General features: G+C 67.2%; 17 protein-coding genes. 6 read left to right on the top strand and 11 right to left on the bottom strand.

Features of this window, described 5'->3' with window-relative positions; genetic code table 11:
- Entirely contained in the window at window positions 1–1,068 is a 1,068-nt protein-coding gene (locus VFE28_00505) for a hypothetical protein (GenBank protein ID HZM14455.1), read from the top strand.
- 15 nt (window positions 1,069–1,083) lie between these two features.
- Here VFE28_00505 and VFE28_00500 read toward each other — a convergent pair whose 3' ends face one another.
- The 5 genes from VFE28_00500 to hemL all read right to left on the bottom strand — a co-directional run bounded on the left by VFE28_00500 (window position 1,084) and on the right by hemL (window position 9,869).
- The gene (locus VFE28_00500) at window positions 1,084–3,666 is read right to left on the bottom strand and encodes a hypothetical protein (GenBank protein ID HZM14454.1); all 2,583 of its coding nucleotides are present in this window, start codon (window positions 3,664–3,666) and stop codon (window positions 1,084–1,086) included.
- A 24-nt stretch (window positions 3,667–3,690) separates the two neighbouring features.
- Window positions 3,691–6,666: an Ig-like domain-containing protein gene (locus VFE28_00495; protein ID HZM14453.1), complete on the bottom strand. Its 2,976-nt coding sequence runs from the start codon at window positions 6,664–6,666 to the stop codon at window positions 3,691–3,693.
- Window positions 6,667–6,904: 238 nt separating this feature from the next.
- The gene (locus VFE28_00490) at window positions 6,905–7,480 is read right to left on the bottom strand and encodes a TMEM175 family protein (GenBank protein ID HZM14452.1); all 576 of its coding nucleotides are present in this window, start codon (window positions 7,478–7,480) and stop codon (window positions 6,905–6,907) included.
- Complete coding sequence (gene hemE, locus VFE28_00485; GenBank protein HZM14451.1) at window positions 7,477–8,571, bottom strand: uroporphyrinogen decarboxylase; 1,095 nt, start codon at window positions 8,569–8,571, stop codon at window positions 7,477–7,479. The genes VFE28_00490 and hemE overlap by 4 nt, the downstream gene beginning before the upstream one ends.
- Window positions 8,568–9,869 (bottom strand): glutamate-1-semialdehyde 2,1-aminomutase, encoded by a 1,302-nt coding sequence (gene hemL, locus VFE28_00480; GenBank protein HZM14450.1) that lies wholly within the window; start codon window positions 9,867–9,869, stop codon window positions 8,568–8,570. Before hemL ends, hemE begins: the two co-directional genes overlap by 4 nt.
- Window positions 9,870–10,007: 138 nt before the next feature.
- Here hemL and VFE28_00475 point away from each other — a divergent pair, with 138 nt between their 5' ends.
- Window positions 10,008–11,201, top strand: a complete 1,194-nt coding sequence (locus tag VFE28_00475; protein ID HZM14449.1) for a hypothetical protein — start codon at window positions 10,008–10,010, stop codon at window positions 11,199–11,201.
- A gap of 270 nt (window positions 11,202–11,471) precedes the next feature.
- Here VFE28_00475 and VFE28_00470 read toward each other — a convergent pair whose 3' ends face one another.
- Window positions 11,472–12,749, bottom strand: a complete 1,278-nt coding sequence (locus VFE28_00470) for an APC family permease (protein ID HZM14448.1) — start codon at window positions 12,747–12,749, stop codon at window positions 11,472–11,474.
- A 77-nt stretch (window positions 12,750–12,826) separates the two neighbouring features.
- Here VFE28_00470 and VFE28_00465 point away from each other — a divergent pair, with 77 nt between their 5' ends.
- Window positions 12,827–14,026, top strand: coding sequence for a family 43 glycosylhydrolase (locus VFE28_00465; GenBank protein HZM14447.1), 1,200 nt, complete (start codon window positions 12,827–12,829; stop codon window positions 14,024–14,026).
- Window positions 14,027–14,040: 14 nt separating this feature from the next.
- On the opposite strand, the gene VFE28_00460 is transcribed toward VFE28_00465, so the two are convergent.
- The 3 genes from VFE28_00460 to hemH all read right to left on the bottom strand — a co-directional run bounded on the left by VFE28_00460 (window position 14,041) and on the right by hemH (window position 17,754).
- Complete coding sequence (locus VFE28_00460; GenBank protein HZM14446.1) at window positions 14,041–15,822, bottom strand: S8 family serine peptidase; 1,782 nt, start codon at window positions 15,820–15,822, stop codon at window positions 14,041–14,043.
- Window positions 15,823–16,039: 217 nt separating this feature from the next.
- Window positions 16,040–16,438, bottom strand: coding sequence for a hypothetical protein (locus VFE28_00455; GenBank protein HZM14445.1), 399 nt, complete (start codon window positions 16,436–16,438; stop codon window positions 16,040–16,042).
- Window positions 16,439–16,767: 329 nt separating this feature from the next.
- Window positions 16,768–17,754 (bottom strand): ferrochelatase, encoded by a 987-nt coding sequence (gene hemH, locus VFE28_00450; GenBank protein ID HZM14444.1) that lies wholly within the window; start codon window positions 17,752–17,754, stop codon window positions 16,768–16,770.
- A 202-nt stretch (window positions 17,755–17,956) separates the two neighbouring features.
- Here hemH and VFE28_00445 point away from each other — a divergent pair, with 202 nt between their 5' ends.
- From VFE28_00445 to VFE28_00435, 3 genes are all read left to right on the top strand, one after another.
- Window positions 17,957–18,991, top strand: a complete 1,035-nt coding sequence (locus VFE28_00445) for a hypothetical protein (GenBank protein HZM14443.1) — start codon at window positions 17,957–17,959, stop codon at window positions 18,989–18,991.
- A gap of 7 nt (window positions 18,992–18,998) precedes the next feature.
- Window positions 18,999–19,841: a pyrroline-5-carboxylate reductase gene (gene proC / locus VFE28_00440; GenBank protein ID HZM14442.1), complete on the top strand. Its 843-nt coding sequence runs from the start codon at window positions 18,999–19,001 to the stop codon at window positions 19,839–19,841.
- A 97-nt stretch (window positions 19,842–19,938) separates the two neighbouring features.
- Window positions 19,939–20,508 (top strand): DUF4126 domain-containing protein, encoded by a 570-nt coding sequence (locus tag VFE28_00435; GenBank protein ID HZM14441.1) that lies wholly within the window; start codon window positions 19,939–19,941, stop codon window positions 20,506–20,508.
- A gap of 35 nt (window positions 20,509–20,543) precedes the next feature.
- Here VFE28_00435 and VFE28_00430 read toward each other — a convergent pair whose 3' ends face one another.
- Window positions 20,544–21,140: a class I SAM-dependent methyltransferase gene (locus VFE28_00430; protein HZM14440.1), complete on the bottom strand. Its 597-nt coding sequence runs from the start codon at window positions 21,138–21,140 to the stop codon at window positions 20,544–20,546.
- A 64-nt stretch (window positions 21,141–21,204) separates the two neighbouring features.
- The gene (locus tag VFE28_00425; protein HZM14439.1) at window positions 21,205–22,701 is read right to left on the bottom strand and encodes an MFS transporter; all 1,497 of its coding nucleotides are present in this window, start codon (window positions 22,699–22,701) and stop codon (window positions 21,205–21,207) included.
- Window positions 22,702–22,718: the final 17 nt, after the last annotated feature.

Below are 22,718 nucleotides of genomic sequence, written 5' to 3'. Positions count from 1 at the left end.
ATGCAGAAAGTCGGCGTCGCCCTCGGTCTCCTCCTCGTTGCCGCCGGCTGCGGCAGCGATCCGGTCGAGCCCGTCGTTCCCACCGGGCAGCTTCTTTCGATCGGGAGTCCGACGAAGGACGAGGATCCGAGCGTGCTCCGCGCCCAGGACGGGAGGCTGTTCGTGGCCTGGTTTTCCGATCGTGGCGGCAACCCGGACATCTACATCACGAGCACCGTGGACGGCACGGGCTGGACCGGCCCCTTCCGCGTCACCACGAGCACGGGCGGCGATTTCAATCCGAGCCTGATCCAGGACGAGCAGGGAGTCTTCCACCTGGCTTGGTTTCGCTGGGAGGCGCCGTTTCGCGGCCACATCTGGTACAACCACTCGGTCGACGGCCTCACCTGGAATCCGGGGACGGAAGAGCAGGTGACCACGGCGGCCGACGTCGACGACTGGGTGCCGACGCTCGTGCGCACCGCCGACGGCACGCTCCTCGTCTACTTCGTGAGTGAGATCCGCGACACGACCAATCCCACCAGCGAGATCTACGTGGCCAGGAAAGGTCCCGCCGCCAGCAGCTGGGATGCACCCGTGAGTCTGACCGCCATCAACAGCGCCACGGAGCACGATCACCTGCCGTTCGCGGCACGCACCGGGAACACGATCACTCTCGTCTGGGTCCGGCACGACACCAGTCAACCGCTGCCATGGATGAATCCAAAATCGGATCTCTTCCTCTCGACCTCGACCGAAGGCCTCGACTGGGCGCCGCCGACGCGGATCACTCAGACGGTGGGGAACGTGGTCAACCTGTTTCCCGGTCTCCACCAGCGCACCGGCGGCGGTTGGTTTTGCGTCTGGCTCTCGACCCCGCAGGGGCCCACGAACCCGAAGGTGTTCGAGCTGCCCGTGGCGGGGTCGAGCACGGATCCCGCCGCGCTCGTGGAGAACACGGCGCTCCCCGGAGGCTACTCGCATCGGATCGCGCCGACGTCGACTCCGGGGCGCTATCTCGGCGTCTGGGTCCAGGGGCCGGAAGGGGCTCAGGACATCTACTATCGATTCTTCAGCGGGCCCTATTGAAGGCGCCCCCGCCTCTCACGGTGCTGTGCTCGCCCGGGCCTCCGCGTTCGCCCGGCGGAGCAGGAACATGCCTGCCTGCTGCGAGAACGGCCAGCTCATTCGCTCGGGTTGGGGTACGAGGAAGAGGCGTGACGGCAACGGCACGGTGACGTTCTTGTCGTACCACGCAGAAGCGGCCTGCGGACCTTGCCGCTCCATCACGTCGCTGAAGGCATAGAGCCATTGCCCGAGCTGGATGGAGGGGCGCAACGGGCCCGGCGGCGCACCACGGGCGATGTGCTGCAGTGTCGCCACCAGTTCGGGGCCGGTGAAGAAGCGCGACGGGCGCGCCCGCTGGACGCGGGGGGCATGATCGGCGAGCCAAGGCCGGTTCAAGGTGAGGAGCGGAACATCGTTCGGGAGCGCTGGACGGAGCGGACCGACCAGGAACATGGCCACGCCTGCCGGGTCGGCGAGCAGAGGTTCGCGCAACTCGGGCGAGCTGCCGAGTGTGGCGCAACGTCGAGCGAGCACGGCGGGGTCGGGGCCGAGGACGGCGCTCTTCCGCCCTTCGCGCCAGCCGATGAGCGCCACCGCCGGGTTTCCGGGTTGGAAGTCGGCGATGGCGAGCCAGGCGTTGGGAAACTCGGCGCAAAAGGTGGCGGCGATGCCCCAGAATCCCAAGGCATCGAGCTGAAAAAGGGGCAACCACTGGGCGAAGATGCCACCAGGTCGCAAGTGTGCCTTCACACTGTGGATGTGTTCCCGCGTGAAGAGATTGGCGGCGCCGGAACGCCAGGGCACGAAGAGATCGCCCACGACCACATCGAAGGTATCGCGCGTGGCGCGGAAGAACATGCGGCCGTCCTCGACCACGGCGCGCGCCCGAGGATGGGCACAGAGGTCCGCATTCCACGGCCGGAACTCTTCGCAGGCGAGCCGCATCGTTTGTCCCGAGAGCTCGATGGCCGTGAGTTTCTCCGCACTGGGATCGCGCAGTGCGGCGCTCGCCGTGATCCCCGTGGCGGAGCCGATGAACGCCGTCTGCCGGGGTGCTGGATGGAGGAGAAGCGGCAGGTAGCCGAGCCGCGTCTGTTGTGCGGCATTGGCGCTGCCGCCGAGGGAGTAGGTGTTGTTCCACTTGATGCGCCGGTCGCCGTGCTGTTCGAGCACCGCCGACACCCCTGCCGGACCGGCGCGCCAGGCAAGGATGCGCTCGCCCGGGGCCAGGTGCGCCACCGGGAGCGTCCAGGGAGAGGTCGCGGCGACCAAGATGCAGGCGAGCGTAGCGAGGCCGAGAGCGAAAGAGCGCGGGCGTCCGGGCGTCCGCCAGGCGACGAGGAGGCCGCTCGCGAGCAGCACCACGCACCAGGCGAGGAGCGAGCCCCACAAACCGAGGGCCGGCATCGCGAGGTGATTCGCGGTGACGAGGCCGACGAGTGCACCCGCCGCGTTCATCCCCAGCAGCCGACCCCAGGTTCTCCCCACCGTCTCGCCCAGGCGCTGTGCAGCGATCGCTGCACCGGCGCCGGCGAGGACGAGAGGGAAGACCCAGCCGGCGAGGACGAAGGGCGGGCCGATGACGAGAGCAGCGCTTCCCAGGATGCGGATGATGTAGGTCGCGAAGCCGCCGGCCCCGCCACCGAATGGACTCATGCCCTGCGTGGCGGCGACGAAGAAGCGTGGCAGGACCGCGGTGACGCAGGCGCCGAGGAGCAGCACCACGCCGACTTGCTGCCAGGCGCGGCGCTCGTCGAGGACGGCGCGCTGGAGCACGAGGGGTCCCACCACGAGCGCGGCGATGACGACCACGAGAACGCTCGCGAAGGTGTAGCTGGAATTGTGCAGCACCTGGCTGAAGAGGTGCAAGGCGAGGATCTCGAGCCCGAGAACGATGAAACCCGAGAGCGCGGCCACGAGCCCCCAGGAGCGGAGGCCCGCAGACCAGGCAGCGACCTCCGGCGAGCGCCGCGGGGACGATGTCGCAGTCGAACGTGGTGCCGCATGCGGCGCGGCCGCGCGGGCGAAGAGGAAACCGAGGCCCGCTAGGGCGAGACTCCCGAGCATCAACAGGCAGAAGCCGCCGCGCATTCCGAAGACGGGGACGAGAAAAAACGTCGTGACCAGAACGCCACCAGCACCACCCAAGGTGTTGAACCCATAGATCGTGTTGCCCTCGCGGCCCAAGCGCTCGGCGCTCACCACCGCCTGTCCGAGCGCCGGGAGCGTTCCACCCATGAGAAAAGAAGGGGGAGCGACGAAGACGGCGGCGAGGCAGGCCTTCAATGCCGCGCCCGCGGTGGGAAGAAGGAGCACCGGGCCGAGGGCGCGCGCCACGATGCCCGAGAGCTGCTCGCCGAAGAAGGAGGGCAGGATGCACACCAGGATGCCGAGCTCGAGCTGTCCGTAGAGACGCCAGGGTGAGGCATGGCGGGAGGCGAGCGGGCCGAGACGCGCGGCGCCGGCGGCGAGGGAGAGGAAGAAGACGCCGACGACCAGGCTCGAGGCCAGAGCCGTGGCACCGATGATGTCGGAGAGCCGGCGGGCCCAGAGGATCTCGTACCCGAGAGCCACGAAACCGGAAAGGCAGGCGACAGCACCTGCGCGTCGAAGCTGCATCGGGCCAGTGTACGGGCAATCAGCTCAGCGCTGCCAGACGAGCTTGCGCGACAGCTTGGACGCGCCGAGCTCGGACTGCACGAAGTACACACCCGACGGGACCGAGGTCCCTGCATTGTCCCGGCCATCCCAGGTCAGGCGATGCGAGCCGAGAGGCAGCGCCCCGGACGCGAGGGTGCGAATGCGACGTCCCGCAGCGTCGTGGATGCTGACACGGACCATCGCGCCCGCGGGCAGGTCGAGGTCGATCGACGTCGTGCCGCGCGCCGGGTTGGGGGAAAGACGCAGCGCGGGGACGAGAGGCAGCGCTCTCTCGGTTTCCGGTGCCGACGTCGTGGGTGGCACACCGGAGGGCCGGATCTCGACGCCGGCCACCGCCCAGTCCGTGATGCTGTTGAAGGTCCCCGTGAGGCTCAGCGTTCCGGGCGTGGAGGGACGGTCGATCACGGCGAGGGAGGTTTCGTCGCCGAACACGCCTTGGCGCACCGTGGCGCGCTGGGTGACTCCAGCACCGGGCGTGTGCTGCCGGTTGCGCATGGCCACGGCAGCGAAGACGACGCCCCGCGACGTCGTCCCCGTGACCGCGAGGCTGTAGCGCGAGCCATCCACTCCCCCGGAGCACGTCCCCTGCACGCCATTCGTGTTGACCGAGGTCATCGTCCCCAGGGGAGCGACGAGATCGGCGCCGGTGTAGCGCGACACGGCGATGGTGGCATTGATCGGCGCGGTGCCGAACGTCGCGGTCACGTTTCCCGCGGTAGCGTTTCCTCGGGCCATCCAGACGTCGATCCCGGTCTGGCTGCGCCCGCCGCACTGCGCCTGCACCAGCGTCCAGTCGAGGCCGAAGCCACTCACGGAGCGCACTGGACGGTAGGGTTTGCTGGCGATCGCGGCCATGAACAAGGACGCGGTGGAGGGAGCGAACGGTGCCGACGTCGCCACGGTGCTCGCGGCGCTCGAACCACCGGTCTGTGACTCGCCGAAGGAGACGCCGAGCCCTGGCTGCCCGCCCACCGTGAGCGTCACCGTCGCGGTGGCGGTGCCGGAGAGGCCGTCTTGCACCTCGTAGGTGAAGCGATCGGTGCCGGTGAAGCCGGGGGCGGCGAGATAAGCGAAAGAGCCGTCGGGATAAAGAGCCATGAAGCCGTGACTCGGGGCGGTGCGCAGCACGGGCGTGATGCGGTCACCGTCCGGGTCGCTGTCGTTGCCGAGGACGCCCGGTGCTTCTACGCGGATCGGGGCATCGGTGACAGCGCTGTATGCATCGTTGACGGCCCGGGGCGCATTGTTGGGGACGAAGACCGCCCTCACGCTGCGACTCGCGTCCATCCGGAGCGAGGCGGGGACGGCATTCCCGGTGAGGTCGCCTTCCCAGCGCGAAAAGCGCCAGCCCAGGCTTGGATTCGGCTGCAAATTGACGTTGGCACCGGCAGCGTACCCGGAACGGAAGGGGGTGACGCGCACGGTGCCCGAGCCCACGACGCCGACGGCCAGGGTGAAGAGAGTGGGTGCGCCGCTGGCGAGGAAGAGCGCCCCCTGGCCGTTGCGCAGACTCACCATTTGCACCCGGCCACCGATGTTCCCCTCCGGATCGACGGGGAGCAGAAACTGGGGCAGCGGCACGTTCACCGCCGTTTCCGGTTCGATGCCCTGGTTCCAATCGCCGCGATTCCGCAGCACCGCCAAGCCATTCTGATAGGCCCGCGCCTTGACCACGTAGCGGTTGCCCAGCGGATCGGTGCCCTGGGCGAGGGTGAACGGCTCGCCGGTGACGCTTCCGAGGCGTTCGTTGGCGATGTTCATGCAGCCGCGCCAGGTGAGGGAGTCCCACCCGGCGGAGACGGGAGTGCTGATCTCCATTTGGAAGAGGAGGGTGTTCTCGGTGCGCGTGATGAGGTACCAGGTCAGGTTGTGGAGCAAGGTCTGGGCGTAGGTGAAGGACCCCTCGCGGCTCGGCACCGTCCGGTGCAAAACCGAGGAGTAGAAGCTGGTGATGCCCGCTGAAGCCGCCAGGAGATCGCGGCGGTGGGCATCGTCCATGGCACCGAGCCCGAAGGACCGCACCGGGTTGTATTGGTATTCGAGGAAAAGGATGTCGCCGATGTCACGGGACACATACGAGTCGTCCCAGACGTTGGCCACGTTGACCATCAGATACTTGCGCTTCCGGTCCCGGGACCACGACGGTGAAGTTTCCAAGCTGTCCTTCAGCGCGGTCAGGAAGGGGCCGAGATTGTTGTTCCAATGCCAGGTGCGAAACTCCGTGGTGTCGATGCGGAGATGTCCGGGAGTCTCGCGGACATGCCCGCCCGAGCGGATGGTTCCGAAGTTGAAGAGCACGGCAGCGGAGTTGTCGAGGAAGATCCCGTCGGGGTAGAGAGTCGAATTCCTGAATGGTGTATCCAGGGCCAGGTGGATGATCGTTTCCTTGTGGAGCTGTGCCGCCCGCCGGGTGGAGAAATGCACCAGACGCCGGCTCCGGTCGACGTAATAGATCGGAACCCGGGCATCCGCCGGGTTGGGGGCGCTGCCGCCCGGCCAGCCGGGGACGAACAGCGTGGTGTCGCCGCTCAGCGCCACGATGGTGTCGTCGTAATAGTGCAGGTAAATCTCTTCGGGATCCCAGCCGCGCGCCACCGCCAGGGATTGAGCGTACTGGTGCTCCAGCGGCGGGCTGGGATGGGGCACGACGTAGTTGTCGGTCACGGAGTTGTAGACGAACCAGCGGAACTCCGAGTTGAGCGACTTGATGACGGGCTTGTCGGCGTCGCTGCCCTCGTCCTTGCCGGTGATCCCCACCGAATAGCGCGTTGCCGAAGCGCGACGGACGTCATCGTTGGCGGCGCGCGAGTACCAGATGACCCCATGACGCAGGCCGCTGGCGCCGAAGGTCGCAGCGGGCGCGTCCGCCCCTGACAGGGACCGCACCGCGCCGACGGCGAGCAGGATCACGAGGATGGCCGCCGCAGCGCCTCTCGAGATCCTCCCTGGGACGCTCAAGAACGACCCTCCCAGCATGAGATCGGACGAGACCCGTCCGCTTCTCGGGTGCGGGCCGGTGTCTGGAATAGGGGAACACATTATAGGGCGGGCCGTTCCGTTTGGAAAGGTAGGCCCCGGACTGGGGCCCCTACCGAATCCAGTCCTGGACCCTGGTCTGGGCTACGAGCCCAGGCCCTGTCGAGTCGCCCGGTGACTAGCTGCCTCGAGACCCGAAACCACTCCCCCCACTGTGGCTTCAACGCGACAGGGTCTTCTCGATGCGACGATCGGGGACGATCCAGAGGAGGGAGGCGCCAAAGTAGAGGCCACCGGCGAGCCACCAGCCCACGAAGGCGAGCGGGATGGCCACCACGTAGATCAACACCGACAACTTGCCCTTGAGGTCTCTGCCGAGTGCTGCGGCGAGCACGGACTCCCTGCCGTGGAGGCTGAGCAAGGCGCGGGAGAGGATGTAGTAGGCCACGGCTGCGCAGAGCAGCACCGTGCCGTAGATCGCCATGGGCCAGGGAGCGAACTCGGTGTGTCCCACCCAGCCGGTGACGAAGGGGAAGAGCGACAACCAGAACAGCAGGTGCAGGTTGGCCCAAAGGACCCGGCCGTTGACGTGTGCGGTGGCCTGGAGCAGATGGTGATGGTTGCTCCAGTAGATGCCGAGATACAAGTAGCTGACCGCATAGATGAGGAAGACCGGCAAGACCGGCCGCAGCGCGGTCAGTTCGGCTGTACGCGGCACCTTCAATTCCAGCACCATGATGGTGATGATGATGGCGATCACACCATCGCTGAAGGCTTCCATCCGCCCTTTGCTCATGCCGCCTCCTCGGGGCTGCCGGAGCGGTGGGGGCGCGGTGGTGCTGTCCCTCGTCCACCCGGTGTCGAGCGCTCGTGCACGTGCTCGACCAGGCGCCGGACGCTGTCCACCGGGGTCTCCGGCAAAATGCCATGGCCGAGATTGAAGATGTGGCCGGGGGTGTCGCCGGCGCGGGCGAGGACGGCGTCGGCCCGCGCTTGCAGCAGCGGCCAGGGGGCGAAAAGCGCCGCCGGATCCAGATTCCCCTGCACGGCGATGTCCGCACCCAGCGTCCGGCGCGCCAGGTCGAGGGGCGTGCGCCAGTCGATGGAGAGCACGTCGGCGCCGCACGCCTTCAAGTGCGCTGCCGCGGACCAAGCATCGCGGGCGAAGTAGACGATGGGCGCTGCTCCCGCGGTGGCGCGCTTCACCTCCACGATCATCTGCCGCACGTGGGGCAAGGCCCAGCGCGCGAAGTCGTCCGGATCGAGCAGCCCGGCCCAGGTGTCGAAGATCTGCACCGCTTGCGCCCCGGCTTCGATCTGCGCCACCAGATAGGCGGTGCTCGTCGCCGCCAGTTTGTGCAGCAACATTTCGCCTGCCTCCGGGTCTTCGTAGAGGAAGCGTTTCAAGCGGGTGAATTCCTTGGCGCCGCCCCCTTCGACCACGTAATTGGCCAGAGTCCAGGGAGCGCCGCAGAAACCGACGAGGGCAATGTGGCGGGGCAGCTCTCGCCGCAGGCGCCGCAGCGCTTCCAGGACGAAGGGCACCGCTTCCTCGGGGTCCGGCACGCGCAAGGCCTGCACCTGGGCGCGGGTGCGCACGGGGTCGGGGATCACCGGGCCGGGAGCGAACTCGGCGCGGATGCCCATGCCTTCCATGGTGATGAGGATGTCGCTGAAGAGGATGGCCGCGTCGACGCCGAGGGCGCGGACGGGTTGCAGGGTCACCTCGACCGCCAGATCGGGATTGCGGCACATGTCGAGGAAGCTGGCGCGCTCGCGGAGAGCACGGTACTCCGGCATGTAGCGCCCGGCCTGGCGCATGAACCACACCGGGCGGTGCGGCACCGGCTGTCGCCGGCAGGCCTGCAGGAAGGGGGCGTCGCTCACGCCCGGATCTCCTCGAGCGCCGCACCGATCGCCTGGAGGGTCGCATCGATGCTGGCGTCGTCGTGCGCCGCGCTCACGAAGCAGGCCTCGAACTGCGACGGGGGCAGGAGAACACCACGCTGCAAGAGGGCCTGGTAGAAGCGAGCGAAGCGCTGGGTGTCGCAGCCCACGGCATCCTGCCAGCTGCGCACCGGGCCAGGGTGGAAAAACAGTGTCCACATGGAGCCGAAGCGCTGCACGCAGGCTTGCACCTTCAGCCGGCGCAGATGGTCTTCGATCCCGTCGGCGAGCCGCTTCGTGCTCGCTTCGAGCTGCTGGTAGAGGCTCGGTGTCGCGGCGATGAGATCGAGCATGGCGAGACCCGCCGCCACCGCCACGGGATTCCCCGACAACGTCCCCGCCTGGTAGACCGGGCCGCTCGGGGCGATCATCTCCATGAGATCGCGACGGCCGCCATAGGCACCGATGGGTAGACCACCGCCGATCACCTTGCCGAAGGTGACGAGATCGGCGCCGATTCCCAGGCGCTCCTGGGCGCCGCCCGGCGCCAGGCGGAAGCCGGTCATCACCTCGTCGAAGATGAAGAGCGCGTCATTCTCGTCGCACAGGGCGCGTAGTTTTTCCAGGTAGTGCTGGCGCGGCACGACGACACCCATGTTGCCGACCACGGGTTCCACGATGATGCAAGCGATGGCGCCATGGTTGGCGTCGAAATACTCGGCCACGAGATCGACGTCGTTGTATTCCGCCACCAGGGTGTCGCTCGCCACCCCCGTGGTGACCCCGGGGCTGTCGGGCAGACCCAGCGTCGCCACGCCCGAGCCGGCCTTGATGAGGAAGGAATCGGCATGACCGTGGTAGCAGCCGGCGAACTTCACGATCTTGGAGCGGCCGGTGTAGGCGCGGGCGAGCCGGATGGCCGACATGGTGGCCTCGGTCCCCGAGTTCACCAGGCGGACCATGTCGAGGCCGGGCACCATGGCGCAGAGACGCTCGGCGAGGGTGACCTCGGCTTCCGTGGGCACGCCGAAGCTGGTGCCGCGGGCGCTCGCCTCACGCACCGCGTCCACGATGCGCGGGTGCGCATGGCCGAAGAGGAGAGGCCCCCAGGAGCCGATGTAGTCGATGTAGCTCTGCCCGTCGGCGTCCCACACCCGGGGACCTTCGCCGCGTACCACGAAGATCGGGTCGCCGCCCACGGCCCGAAAGGCGCGCACCGGCGAGTTCACCCCTCCCGGCAGCCGGGAAACGGCGCGCTGCATCAGCTCGCGGCTGCGGGGACCCGGTACTGTGTCCATCCCACGGAATCTAACCTCTCTCTGGGGGAGAATCCACATTCGCCGGCAAGAGCCGGCGGGTCGAGAGTCGGGCCATCTCCCGAGCGCCGCCGCCGTGCTACCATGAAGCTGCCCCCGACATCGCGTTGGAGGCACGACATGTGGACCCGGCTTCGAGGGCGTGCGCTCGCGGTCGGTGCTGTCTGCTTCCCGCTCCTCCTCCTCGGTTGCCGCGACGACCCCATGAGCGCCGACGGCACCTCGCCATGCAGACCGACGGCCAGCCCCGTTTTCTTGAGCGCCAACGACGACGACGATGGCGACGGCTATCCCCGCGACGAGAACTACCCCGCCGTCAATGACGAAGACGACGACATCGCCGACCATGCCTGGATCGAGGACGCCCATGGCGCGCACCACCTGTTCTTCCAGAACGAGGGTTGGGCCGGGAGCGACATCGTGCACTACGTGACGACGGACCTGCAGGCGCTCACCTATGTCGGCGTCGCCCTGCAGAAAAACCCTGGCGGCTGGGATTCTCAGGCACTCTGGGCGCCTCACATCGTCCAGAACGGCCACACGTATTTCATGTTCTACACTGGAACGAGCGGGACCGGCGGAACCAGCAAGCAGCGCATCGGCCTCGCCACCTCCTCGGACCTCATCACCTGGAGGCGCACTCCGGTGAACCGTTGCCCCGAGACGACCGGTGACGGGTGCATCTACGAGTGCGCAGAAGCGTGGACGACCTGGGGTGGGCAACCAGGAACGTACAACCAACAGTGCCGTGATCCGTTCGTCCTCTGGGACGAGGCGGAGCGGCGCTGGGTCCTGTTCGCCACCGCGAAGAGCACCAACCGCTACGGTGTCGTCACTGTGGCCTACTCCGGAGATCTGGTGCACTGGACAGGTGCGGGCTATGTCGACGCCACGCGCCGGCTGGCGGGGGGATCCGGCAGCCAGCCGTTCGGTGGTCAAGCGGAGAACCCCTACGTCCTGGCGCGGGACGGCTCGTACACTCTCCTCTTCTGCGACTGGGCTGACCCAGAGGACGACTGCACGGTGCAGAATCCGCGGACGATCGTCCAGTACGCCACCTCATCGACCCTGCATGCCGACGCGGAGGGGAGCCACAACTGGAGCTACCGCGGTTTCACACTCGATCCTGGTGTGAACGCGATCGAGGCGCTCCACCTCGGCGTCGACACCTGGATCTTGTCCCAGAGCATCGCTGATCGCACTTCCTGCGACTATGCCGAGCATCGCCGCGAGTTGCGCTTGAAGCGGCTCGTCTGGGGCCCCGGCGGGACCTTCGCGACCACGCCCTGGTCCCCGTGTTCCACCCCGCCTTGAGCCATTGTCTATCGGTACAACTCGATGTCCGTCCTACCCATCGAACCCGGCATACGGGAGCTTCGACACGTTGGGTTTGGTCGCCTACGCGGCTCCGCAAGGGGCACCATGTACGCACTCACCTAGAATAATCACCGGGCACGTGGTGCGGGATTCGCCATCCTGTACCGCGAGCGATAATACTGGTCTGCTGTCGGGGAGAAACCGGTTCGATGCACGACGGTCGCCGGCGGCCGGCGAGGCCGCGCCGGATTCCCCTGCTGCCGCACCTCACGCCGTCCGGCGCCGCGCCCAGAACCAGGTGGCCGAGGCCAGCGTTGCCGTCGCCAGGAGGACGACCATCTCCACTTTCCCCATGCGGCTCACGAGCACGCAGCAGAATGCGATGCCCAGAACCGCGAAGAACGTGCCGCCCGCCAACCGGAAGGCGTGCGCGTGCGGCTGTCTCCGGCGCAGAACGAGCAGAGAGCCGCAGACCAGACCGTAGGTCAACAGGCGTGCCAGGGCGGAGAGCGCTGCGTTCCAGCGGAAGCTCGCTGCGACGGCCAGACCGAAAACGAGGACCGCGTAGGCGACGATCGAGACATGGGGGGTGCGAAACCGCGAGTGAATGGACGCGAGCCCGACCGGGAAGTCGCCCTGCTCAGCGAGGGCGAAAGTCAGCCGTGGCGCGCTCACGAACTGTCCGCTCAGGTAGCCATAGACGGAAAGGAGCGCGCCCGCGGCGATCAAGGCCGCCCCTTCGGGGCCCAGGAACCCGCGGGCAGCAGTCGCGAGCGGCCGCTCCGTTCCTGCCGAAAAATCGAGCGTACCGACCACGACCACCTGCACGAGCGTGTAGACCACAGTCACGGCAGCGAGACCTACGAACAGCGCGATGGGAGCATCCCGACGTGGGTTCCTGGCTTCGCCCATCGGCAGCAGCGCAGCCTCGAAGCCGCCGTAGGCGAAGACGAGGAGCAACAGCGCCTCGAGCCAGCCCCCCGTGCCCGCAGGTACGGTGTTCGGCGCCGCCCTCGTGTGCTGGAAGACGAGCCCGGCGACGATGAAGAGGACCAGCGGCAGGAGCTTGGCGATGGCGAAGACGCTGCTCAGTCGCGTCCCAGTCCGCACGCCGCGGACGTTCGCCAGGGTCAGACCGCCGAGGAGCAAAGACAGTACCCCGGCGCGCTCGAGCGGCTGCTCGGCCCGCGGCCAGAACTCGGCGAGGTACAGGACGAACAGGTTCGCGTTGGCCGCGGCCGAGGTCAGGCGCACGAGCCAAGCCAGCCAGCCGACCTGAATGCCGACGAAGCGGCCGAATGCCGCGCGCGCGTAAAGATACGGGCCGCCTGCCTGGCGGAACTGCGAACCCACCTCGGCGAAGCAAGCGACGATCACGGCGATGCCCGCCGCCGCCACGAGATAGGCCCATATGCTGGCGGTGCCCAGCTTGCCTGCGACCACCGCCGGCAGACCGAAGATACCGCTGCCAATGATCGAATTCAGCACGAGAGCCACGAGAGTCCAGCGGCCGATGGCGCGGATGAGTTGTGATTCTTCCCGCATGGGCTCCTCGCGCCGAAGTGCTACGATGAAGTTGCCACCCGGGATGCCCCCGCCCTGAAGCGCTCTGGAGGCGCCGCATGTGGTCCCGGCTTCGAGGGCGTGCGCTCGCGGCTGGTGCCGTCTGCATCCCGCTCCTGATCTTCGGCTGCGGCGGCGACCCCATGGGGCGCGACGGTACAACGCTTTGCAATCCGACCACAAACACCGTTTTCCTGAGCTCCAAGATCGATGACGATGATGGCGATGGCTATCCCCGTGACGAGAACTACCCCACGATCGATGACGAAGACGACGACATCGTCGACCATGCCTGGATCGAAGACGCCAGCGGCGCTTACCATCTGTTCTTCCAGAACGAGGATCGAGGGGTCGGCAGCGACATCATGCACTACACCACGACAGACCTGCAGAACCTCACCTACGTCGGCGTCGCGCTACAGAAAAACCCAGGCGGTTGGGATTCTCAGGCGCTCTGGGCACCGCACATCGTTCAGAACGGAAAGACGTACTTCATGTTCTACACCGGAACGAGCGGAACCGGCCCGGACGCCAAGCAGCGCCTCGGCCTCGCCACTTCCACGGATCTCACCACCTGGACGCGCTTTCCACTGAACCGTTGCCACCAGACCTCCGGCGACGGCTGCATCTACGACTGTGCGGAGGCGTGGACGACCTGGGGCGGGCCGCCAGGAGCGCACAACCAGCAGTGCCGGGATCCGTTCGTCCTCTGGGATGCCGCCCATGGGCGCTGGGTCCTGTTCGCCACCGCGAAGAGCACCAACGGCTTCGGAGTCGTCACGGTCGCGTACTCCGCGGACCTGGTCCATTGGCTGGGGGCGGGCTACATCGACGCCACCCGCCTGCTGACAGCCGGGAGCGGCGGCCAGCCCACCGGCGGTCAAGCAGAGAACCCGTACGTCCTCTCACACGCCGGGACGTTCTATCTCTTGTTCTCCGACTGGGCTGACCCGGAGGACGATTGCAGCGTGCCGCACCCACGGACGATCGTTCAGTACGCCACCTCATCGACGTTGCGCGCCGACGCAGCGGGGAGCAGCCACTGGAGCTACCGCGGCTTCATCCCCGACCCTGGGGTGAACGCGATCGAGGCCCTGGTCGTCGATGGCGACACCTGGATCCTGTCCCAGAGCATCACCGATCGGACCTCCTGCGACTACGCCGAGCACCGCCGTGAGTTGCGGTTGAAACGGGTCGGATGGGGCCCGAACGCGACCTTTTCGACCTCACTCTGGGCCCCGTGCGCCGGCGCGCCGTAGAGCTGTCGGCGCCGCTACCGCAGCAGGATGACCTTGCGCGTCTCGCGCTCCACGCGCTCCGGTGCGGCGAGGGAGCTCGCTTGCAGCTGGAGGAAGTAGGCACCCGAGGCGACGCCGTGACCACCGTCGTCCAGGCCGTTCCAGGGGATCGTGTGCTCGGCGGCGGGCAAGGGTTCGGCGAGCAGCGCCCGCACCCGGCGGCCGCGGACGTCGAAGAGCTGCAGGGTGACGTACGCCGGTTCCGGCAGCTCGATCTGGATGGGTGTCGTCGGGCCGACGGGGTAGGGATTCGGCACGATGCGCGCGGTGCGGCCACCGAAGGGCGATGGGGCCGGCCCCAGGTCGCGGAGGTAGCGATACGCCGCCAGCGCGTCGATGATTCCCCAGCCCTCGAAGCGGTCCGGCGCCGCAGAGCGGCTCGCCGTCGAACGCAGGGCTGTGGCGATCTGCACCGGCGTCGCCGCCGGGAATGCGGAGCGCAGCAATGCCGCCGCCCCAGCGACGAGAGGACACGCCGCCGAGGTGCCGAAACCGCCGCCGTAGGCGATGGAGTTCGACGACAGCGCCATGATCGTGCCGATGCCTTCGGCGAGCACGTCGGGCTTGGTGCGGCCGTCCGCCGTCGGGCCGTAGGAGCTGAGGATGGAATAGGCACCGTTCTGGTCGATCGCGCCGACGGCGAGCACGGAGTCGCCGTCGGCCGGGGCATAGATCGTGTTGAAGTCTTGCAGGAGGCCATCATTGCCAATGGCCGCCACGACGACGATGCCGCGCGCCACGGCCATGTCGGCGGCGCGGGTGATCACCGCCGTGTTCCCGTCCATGTCCTCCCAGGTGTAGCTCGTCAGGGGATCATCGAAACCGCGGTAGCCCACGGACGAGCTCACGACGTCGACGCCGATGCTGTCGGCCCACTCCATGGCCGCGACCCAGAGATCCTCTTCCGCCGTCGATTCGACCGCATCGCTCTCGGTACGGGCCAGCAAATACGTCGCCTCGAAGGCCGGCCCGATGAGCTTGCCTTCCTTGAACCCCGCCAGGATGGAGAGTGTCTCCAGTCCATGGGAGTCGCAAGTTTCGCCGGGCCCGCAGGGAATGGGGTCCGGGTTCGGCTCGTTGGCGACGAAGTCCCAGGCGGCATGCACACGCAAGCCGGTCAGCGATTCGTGCGACAGCAGGCGGTAGCCGTTGTCGAAGTGACCGATGAAGACATCCTTGCCGGTCAAGCCCATGTTGTGGAGATCGACGACGCGGATTTGCTGCAGCTGGTTGAGCGACCAGCCGTAGTCGAAGCGGGAGGGGACGGTGCCGAGGGAAGGAGGTGACGGGATGGTGCTCTGCAGAGGAGGCGATGGGACGGTGCTCGAGGAAAGGGGCGACGCGGTCGTGCTTCGACCGAGAGGTGGGACGCTGGCGAGCGATGGGTAGCTGGGAGCCACTGAGGGGCGTATCCGAGGCGCCACGATCTCGAGCGAGCGAACGCACAGCAAGCCGCGCAGCGCGGCCAACTGCTCCCGTGTCGCCTCGACACTCACGGCATTGAGCCACTTGGAGCGCTGGCGGACCTGATGCACCCGGGCAGCCACCGCAGCGACGTAGGAAGGATCGAGCGGCATGTCGCCGGAGTCGATGACCTCCTCGGGCGACCGCACCCGGAGGCGGCGCCGGAGCGAACGCTCCGAAATGAGTTCGAAGAAGGGTCGCTCTTGCGGTGGGTTTCCCTTGTCGCGCAGGAAGACCCAGGCAGTGATGGTCTCACCCGGTTCGATCGAGGCCCAGGCGCGGGCGAGACGCACACCGAGAGACGCCTCGGCGGCGACCTTCGCCGCCGCACCCTGAAAACCAACCCAGGAAACGCAGGCGACGCAGAGAAAGGCTAGGAGCCCACCAACCCTCTCCGAGGAAGGGCGATCACGGGGGCGACGAGGTGCTCTGCAGACGGGCAGAAAGAGGCGGAGCAAGGGCAGAACCCTGCCTTTCGTGGCAGTGCGGGCTGCCCCAGTATAACAACGCTCAGGAAACTCGTGTAGCCCGTGTTTCTTGCAGCCAATCCTCGGCGGCGCTCAGGTCGGTGAAGAATCGAATGCTCCGCCAACCTCGATTCCGGGCCACGGTCTCGGCGAACTGAGGGCTCCAAGCGCCCTTGGGATAGACGACGGCGATGGGATCGGAGCGCTCGAGGCCGAAGCGGTCGAGGCCGCTCATGATCTCGAAGGTCTCGGTGGTGGAATCTCTGGCCGTAGCCTCTCTGCAATCGATGAGTGCGCAACGACAGGCGTGCGTGCGGGCGACCACGAGTCCGTCGGCGACCATGGCGGCGACACGTTCGACGTGGATGGTTCCAGCCACCTTGCAGCGCACGAGCCACGCACTCTCATCGAAGTCCACTGTGTATTGCATGTCACGATCCATGCTCGACTTCCCTTTGCATCAGCTCTGTCTTTCCTGGCGCTCCGCCACGGTGCACACGCTCGTGCGCGGCCACGACGCGGTGAAGAGCGCAAGGCGACCCTGCGCGGTCGATACTCGAGAGGGCGGCAGTTCGGCAACAGGGGAGCGCTAACCATTGTAGTCGCTCGCCGGCGGATGGCAAGTACCTTCGGCGCCAAGGCATTTCTTTTTCGTCGGCCTGGCAGCGCGTTGGCGGCTCAGGTTTCCCCCGATGTCGATCTGGAAGACTACTTAGATTTCATCGGTGAGATCCTTGCGGAGTAGAGCCGCCTTCATTCCCGTGCAAGCAGCTACAACCACCCCTGCAGCTTGGCTATGGCGAGATCCACCAGGGCCGTGACATGATCGGGGCGGTCGTTCAAAGCGGGGATGTAGCGCAGGCGCTGACCGCCGGCGGCGAGGAACGCCTGCCGGTAACGGATGGCGATCTCCTCCAGTGTTTCCAGGCAATCCACCGCGAAGCCCGGGCAGACGACGTCCACCGTCGAGATGCCCTGGCGTGCCCACTCCTGCAGGGTGACGTCCGTGTACGGTTGCAGCCACTCCTCCCGCCCGAAGCGCGACTGGAAGGCGAGCAAAGTGCGTTGGGCGTCGAGACCCAGAAGCCCGGTCAAAGAACTCGCGGTCGCTTCGCACTGGCCGCGATAGGGATCGCCGGCGGCGTCGAACCGCTGCGGCATGCCGTGGAACGAAACAAGCAAGCGGTCCGGCTCGCCGTGTTGTCCCCAGAACTCACGCACGCTGCGCCCGAGCGCTTGGAGATAGAGGCGGTGGTCGTGGTAGTCGGAGATCGTACGCAGCTCCGGCACTCGGCGCCAGGACGTGAGCGCGCGGGCCACAGCGTCGAAGGCGGAGCCCGTCGTGGGTGAGGAGTACTGCGGGTAGAGCGGCAGCACCAACACACGCAGGCAACCGGCGTCGCGCAGCCGCTCGAGACCTTGGGCCATGCTCGGGTTGCCGTAGGTCATGCCCACAGCGACATGCACGGGGACCGTCGTCTGCAGGTGCAGGGCGCTCTCGAAAGCAGCGGCCAGGTCCTGCATGATACTGAGCAGCGGCGAACCCTCGTTCGTCCAGATGCTCGCGTAGGCGCGGGCAGAGCGACGCGGGCGGAGGGTGAGAACGAAGCCATACAGGATCGGCAGCCAGAGCGGGCGCGGCAGGTCCACGACGCGACGGTCGGAGAGGAACTCCCGCAGATAACGCCGCACCGCCGGCGCCGTGGGTGCGTCCGGCGTGCCGAGGTTGGTGAGCAGCACCCCGATGGGGTCGTGCACGCGAGCCTCCCCCCGGCATTCTGGCACATCGGGGTTCTCTTGACTCCCGAAATGCCCTGCCGTTTACTCGCTTCCCGGCTGCATGGCGCTGCAGGAGCCGCCGCGGTGGTTCGAGCCTGCAGCACGGACACGAGAGCCTCGGGGTGGGAGCCGCCACGCTCCGGCACCGAGTGCAAAGGAGTCGACGGTGGATAGGCGCGGCGTGTGCAGGAGCCTCGCGTTCGTTGGTGCGCTCGCCGCCGCCTTGACCGCCGCGGCGGGCGCGCAGGATCTCTGGCGCGAGGGGGAGAAGCACCTCCGCAACATCCGTCAGCTCACCTTCGGAGGCGAGAACGCCGAAGCCTACTGGTCGAGGGACGGCAAGAAGCTGATCCTGCAATCGACGCGGGACAGCCTGCACTGCGATCAGATCTTCACCATGGATGCAGACGGCTCGAACGTGCGCCTCGTTTCCACCGGCAAGGGGCGGACGACGTGCGCCTTCTTCTTCCCCGACGGCAAGCGCATCCTTTACGCCTCGACGCACCTGGCCTCGCCCGACTGCCCGCCGCCGCCGGATTACTCCAAGGGGTACGTGTGGAAGCTGTACCCGAGCTACGATCTCTTCAGCGCCGATCCGGACGGGAGCCATCTCGTGCGCCTCACGGCCACGGAGGGCTATGACGCCGAGGGGACCATCGGCCCGGACGGCCGCATTCTCTTCACCTCCGGCCGCGACGGCGACCTCGATCTCTACAGCATGAACGCCGACGGCTCCGACGTGCGGCGTCTCACCAAGGAGCCGGGATACGACGGTGGTGGCTTCTTTTCTGCCGACGGCAAGAAGATCGTCTGGCGGGCTTCGCGACCACGGACCCCGGAAGAGAAGATGGCGTACGAGGATCTGCGGCAGAACCATGTGATCCGCCCTGGAGCCCTCGAAATCTTTATCGCCAACGCCGACGGCAGTGAGCCGAAGCAGCTCACGAGCAACGGCGCCGCCAACTTCTGCCCCTTCTTCACCCCCGACGGTACGAAGGTCATCTTCGCCTCCAACGTGGGAGCGCCGCAGAGCCGCAACTTCGACTTGTGGCTGATCCGCGTGGACGGCACCGGCCTCGAGCAGGTGACCTTCGACCCGACCTTCGACGGGTTCCCGATGTTCAGCCCCGACGGCAAGCGGCTCGTCTTCGCCAGCAATCGCAACTCCAAGGGGCGCACGGACACGAACATCTTCCTCGCCGACTGGGTGGAATGAAGCAATCATGAGCGGAACGGCTTCGACACCTGCGGGAGCTCCGGTGCAGGCGGCGAAGAGGCTCGCCATCATCGGGGGCGGCTTCATGGGCGCGGCTCTCGCCGAGGGGCTCATCGCCTCGGGCTGGGACCGCGACGCCATCATCGTTTCGGGGCGGCGCGAATCGCGCCGGCGCTCCCTGGAGGAGCGCCTGGGGTTGCAGACCACCGACGATTCCGCTTTGGCTGCGGCCAGTGCGGCCACGGTGCTCTTCGCTGTCAAACCGCAGGACATGAACAAGGCCCTGGCGCAGGTGGCCCCGGCTCATGCGTCGCACAAGCTGGCCATCACCATCGCAGCGGGCATCCACATGGATCGCCTCGAGACGGCCCTCGGCGGCTGCCCGGTGATCCGGGCCATGCCGAATACGCCGGCCGCCATCGGCATGGGCGTGACCGCGGTGGCCAAGGGCCGTTACGCCACGGACACGCACCTGGTGACGGCGCTCAACATCCTGGGGTGCGTGGGAAAGACCGTGATCGTCGAGGAAGGACAGATGGACGCGGTCACGGCGGTGAGCGGCACGGGGCCCGCCTACGTTTTCCTCCTCGCCGAAGCATTGATCCAGGCGGCCATCGAGGAGGGCTTGAGCAAGGAACAGGCGTACGCGCTCACGTATCAGACTTTCGCCGGGGCGTCTCGGTTGCTCACGCACGACCCGGCCGATCCTGCCGAGCTCCGCGCCCGGGTCACCTCGCCGAATGGCACGACGCACGCCGCCGTCACCGCGCTCGAGAAGAAGCACTGGGTACGGACTTTCATCGAAGCCGTGCACGCAGCCCGACAGCGCTCTGAGGAACTCGGGCGCTGAAACTGGAGCAGGCCTGGCGGTCACGGAGAGTGTGCTGGCGCCCCGCTGCGAGTAGGTCGCGCAGCACGGCGAGTATCCGGACCCCAGGGGCGGAGACATGGAGACAGCGCTCAGCATCGCCATCGGTCTCGGGCTGGCGGCAGCCGCGGGATTCCGAGTCTTCGTGCCCCTCCTCATCGCCTGCGTCGCGAGCCGCACTGGCCACCTGCCGTTGACGAGCGGCTTCGATTGGTTGAGCACCAACCCGGCGTTGATCATCCTCGCTACAGCGACCCTCGTCGAGATCATTGCCTATTCCGTTCCCTGGCTGGACCACGTCCTCGACCTGGTGGCGACGCCGGCGGCAGTGTTGGCGGGGGTGCTCGCCAGCGCCGCGGTCATGACCGAAATGCCTCCATACCTGAAATGGAGTCTCGCGATCATCGCCGGAGGCGGCGCCGCCGGGATGGTGCAGGGCGCGACCGTGCTGGCGCGGCTCAAATCGACGCTCGCGACCGGCGGCCTGGCGAACCCGCTCGTCGCGCTGGCGGAGTTCTCCGGCTCGGTCCTGACCGCGGTCCTCGCCATCGCCGTGCCGCTCTTCGCCCTCCTTTGCATCGGCGGCCTCTGTCTCATGGTGTTCCTGGTCTCGCACCGCTTCCTCTTCGGCCGCCGGAAGCGGGCGTGACGGTGGACGGTGCCGGCAGGCGGCATGGCGCGATGTCAGAGAAGTGCGAGGCGATAGGGCATGGGAATCACGATGGGCGCTCGACCGCGATACGCGCCGATGCGTTCCACGCTCAGCGGCCCCTGAGAGACCAGCCGCGCCGCGAGAGCGGCATCGTCGGGAAAGCGCTGCTCGCCTTCGACGGTGTGCTGCCGGCGGATCGTCCTGCGCTCGACGGCTCGCCAAGCGGTTTCCACCATACGATCCTCGGCTGCACACCACGACCAGGGTGAGCCCACGGCATGGTCGATCACGACCACGTCAGGCGCCAGAGACCTGACATGGTCGAGGGCGCGATCAGGATCCGGCATCTCATGGAGACAGAACTCGAGGTACACGACGTCGCCGGGCTCGCTCACGTCGGCCACGTCGCTTGTCACCAGGGTGAATTTGTCCGCGAACCCGCAGTCCTGAAGACGCGCCGCGAGCTGCTCGAGCGCCGCGCCGTCTTTGTCGACGGCGAGGACCTGACGCGCCGGGCGAGCGAACTCGAGCAACTGTTCTCCACCCGCTCCGACGACGACGAGCTTCTTGTCGGTGACGTCGTAGAAGGACGCCAGCTCACGCACGATCCTTGCGAGATCGGTCGCCACAGGCTACTGCTCCAAGTACTTCTTCAGCGCGGCCAGCGTCATCTCCCAGTTCTTCTCCTGCGGCTCAAAACTTGGCCGCAGGCCTTTCTTTACGAATCAAGAGGCCGGCGACGAGCGCGCTCAGGAGCGCCAGCATGGCGGCGACAAGCATGACCCGGCGGAATCCGGACACGAACGATTCTTCGATCGCCTGTCGGACCACGAGCCGCATCTCCGAAGCGAGACCTTCCGGCACTTGCGCGCCGGCCAGCTTGATGCGCTCTCCGTCGAGGAGCTGCCGCGTTTCGCGGCTGAGGTCGAGCGCGGACAGGCGGTGGTCGAGACCGCGGTCGAAGGTGTGCAGCATGACCAGGCTGAACGCGGCGACCGCGATCAGTCCCGCGGCGCGAGAAACGGCGTTGTTGACCCCCGAGGCGATGCCGGCGCGGTCGCTTTGGACCGCGTTCATCACCGTCGTCGTCAGGGGGGCAACGCTGACGGCCATCCCTAGACCGAGCACCACGACCGCTGGAAAGAAAGTCAGCCAATAGCTGCCGCCTATTCCAGGTCGCATGAAAAGAGCGAACCCGAGCGCGGCGATCGTCGGCCCCACCACGAGCGGCAACCTGGCTCCGTAACGCTGGATCAATCCGCCCGACCAGCGCGAGAGAAGGAACATGATGAGGATGAAGGGAAGAAAAGCGGCGCCGGCTGCGGTGGCAGAGTAACCCTGCACCTGCACCAGATCCAGAGGGAAGAAGAAGAGCGCGCCGACGAGCGCGGCGTACAAGAACAAAGTGAGCACATTCGCGCCGCTGAAGTCTCTGGATCGGAACAGGCTGAGCGGCAACATTGGATTTCGCTGCTGTCTCTCGACGAGGAGGAAAAAGAGCGAGGCGACGCAGCCGCCAAGGAGCGCGACGAGCACTCGTGGGTGCCCGAAGCCCCATCGCGAGGATTCGATCAGGCCGTAGACGATCGCGCCCAGGCTGGCGGTTGCGAGCGCCGCCCCCGTCCAATCCAAGCCGTGTTCCCGGTCGCGCGCCCGACTCTCTGGCACGTGCCAGAACGCTAGCACCAGCACGACGGCGGCCAACGGGATATTGATGAAGAAGACAGCTCGCCAAGAGATGCGATCGATCAGCCAGCCGCCGAGGACAGGCCCGATCGCGGCGGTGATGGCGCTGAAGCCCGACCAGGTGCCGATCGCCTGCCCGCGCTTCTCCTCGCTGAAGGAGGCGCTGATGAGCGCCAGGCTGCCGGGCACGAGCAGCGCACCTCCCACGCCTTGGATTGCCCGCGCGGCGATCAACTGCTCGACGTCGGGAGCGAGCCCGCACCAGACGGAGGCCAGAGCGAAGATCCCGACGCCGATGCAGAACACGAGTCTCCGGCCGAATTGGTCGCCGAGCGATCCCCCTACGAGCAGCAGCGCCGCGAGGAACAGAGCGTAGGCCTCGACGACCCACTGCACGTCCACGACCGTAGCGTTCATGGCGGTTTGCAGCGCCGGCAACGCCACGTTGACGACCGTTCCATCGATGAACACCAGGCTCGATCCGAGAATGGTCGCCGCCAGCACCCAAGGCCCCGAAGACT

This window comes from Candidatus Krumholzibacteriia bacterium, assembly GCA_035649275.1.
Lineage (GTDB): Bacteria > Krumholzibacteriota > Krumholzibacteriia.
This window is presented reverse-complemented; position numbering and strand designations above follow the sequence as displayed.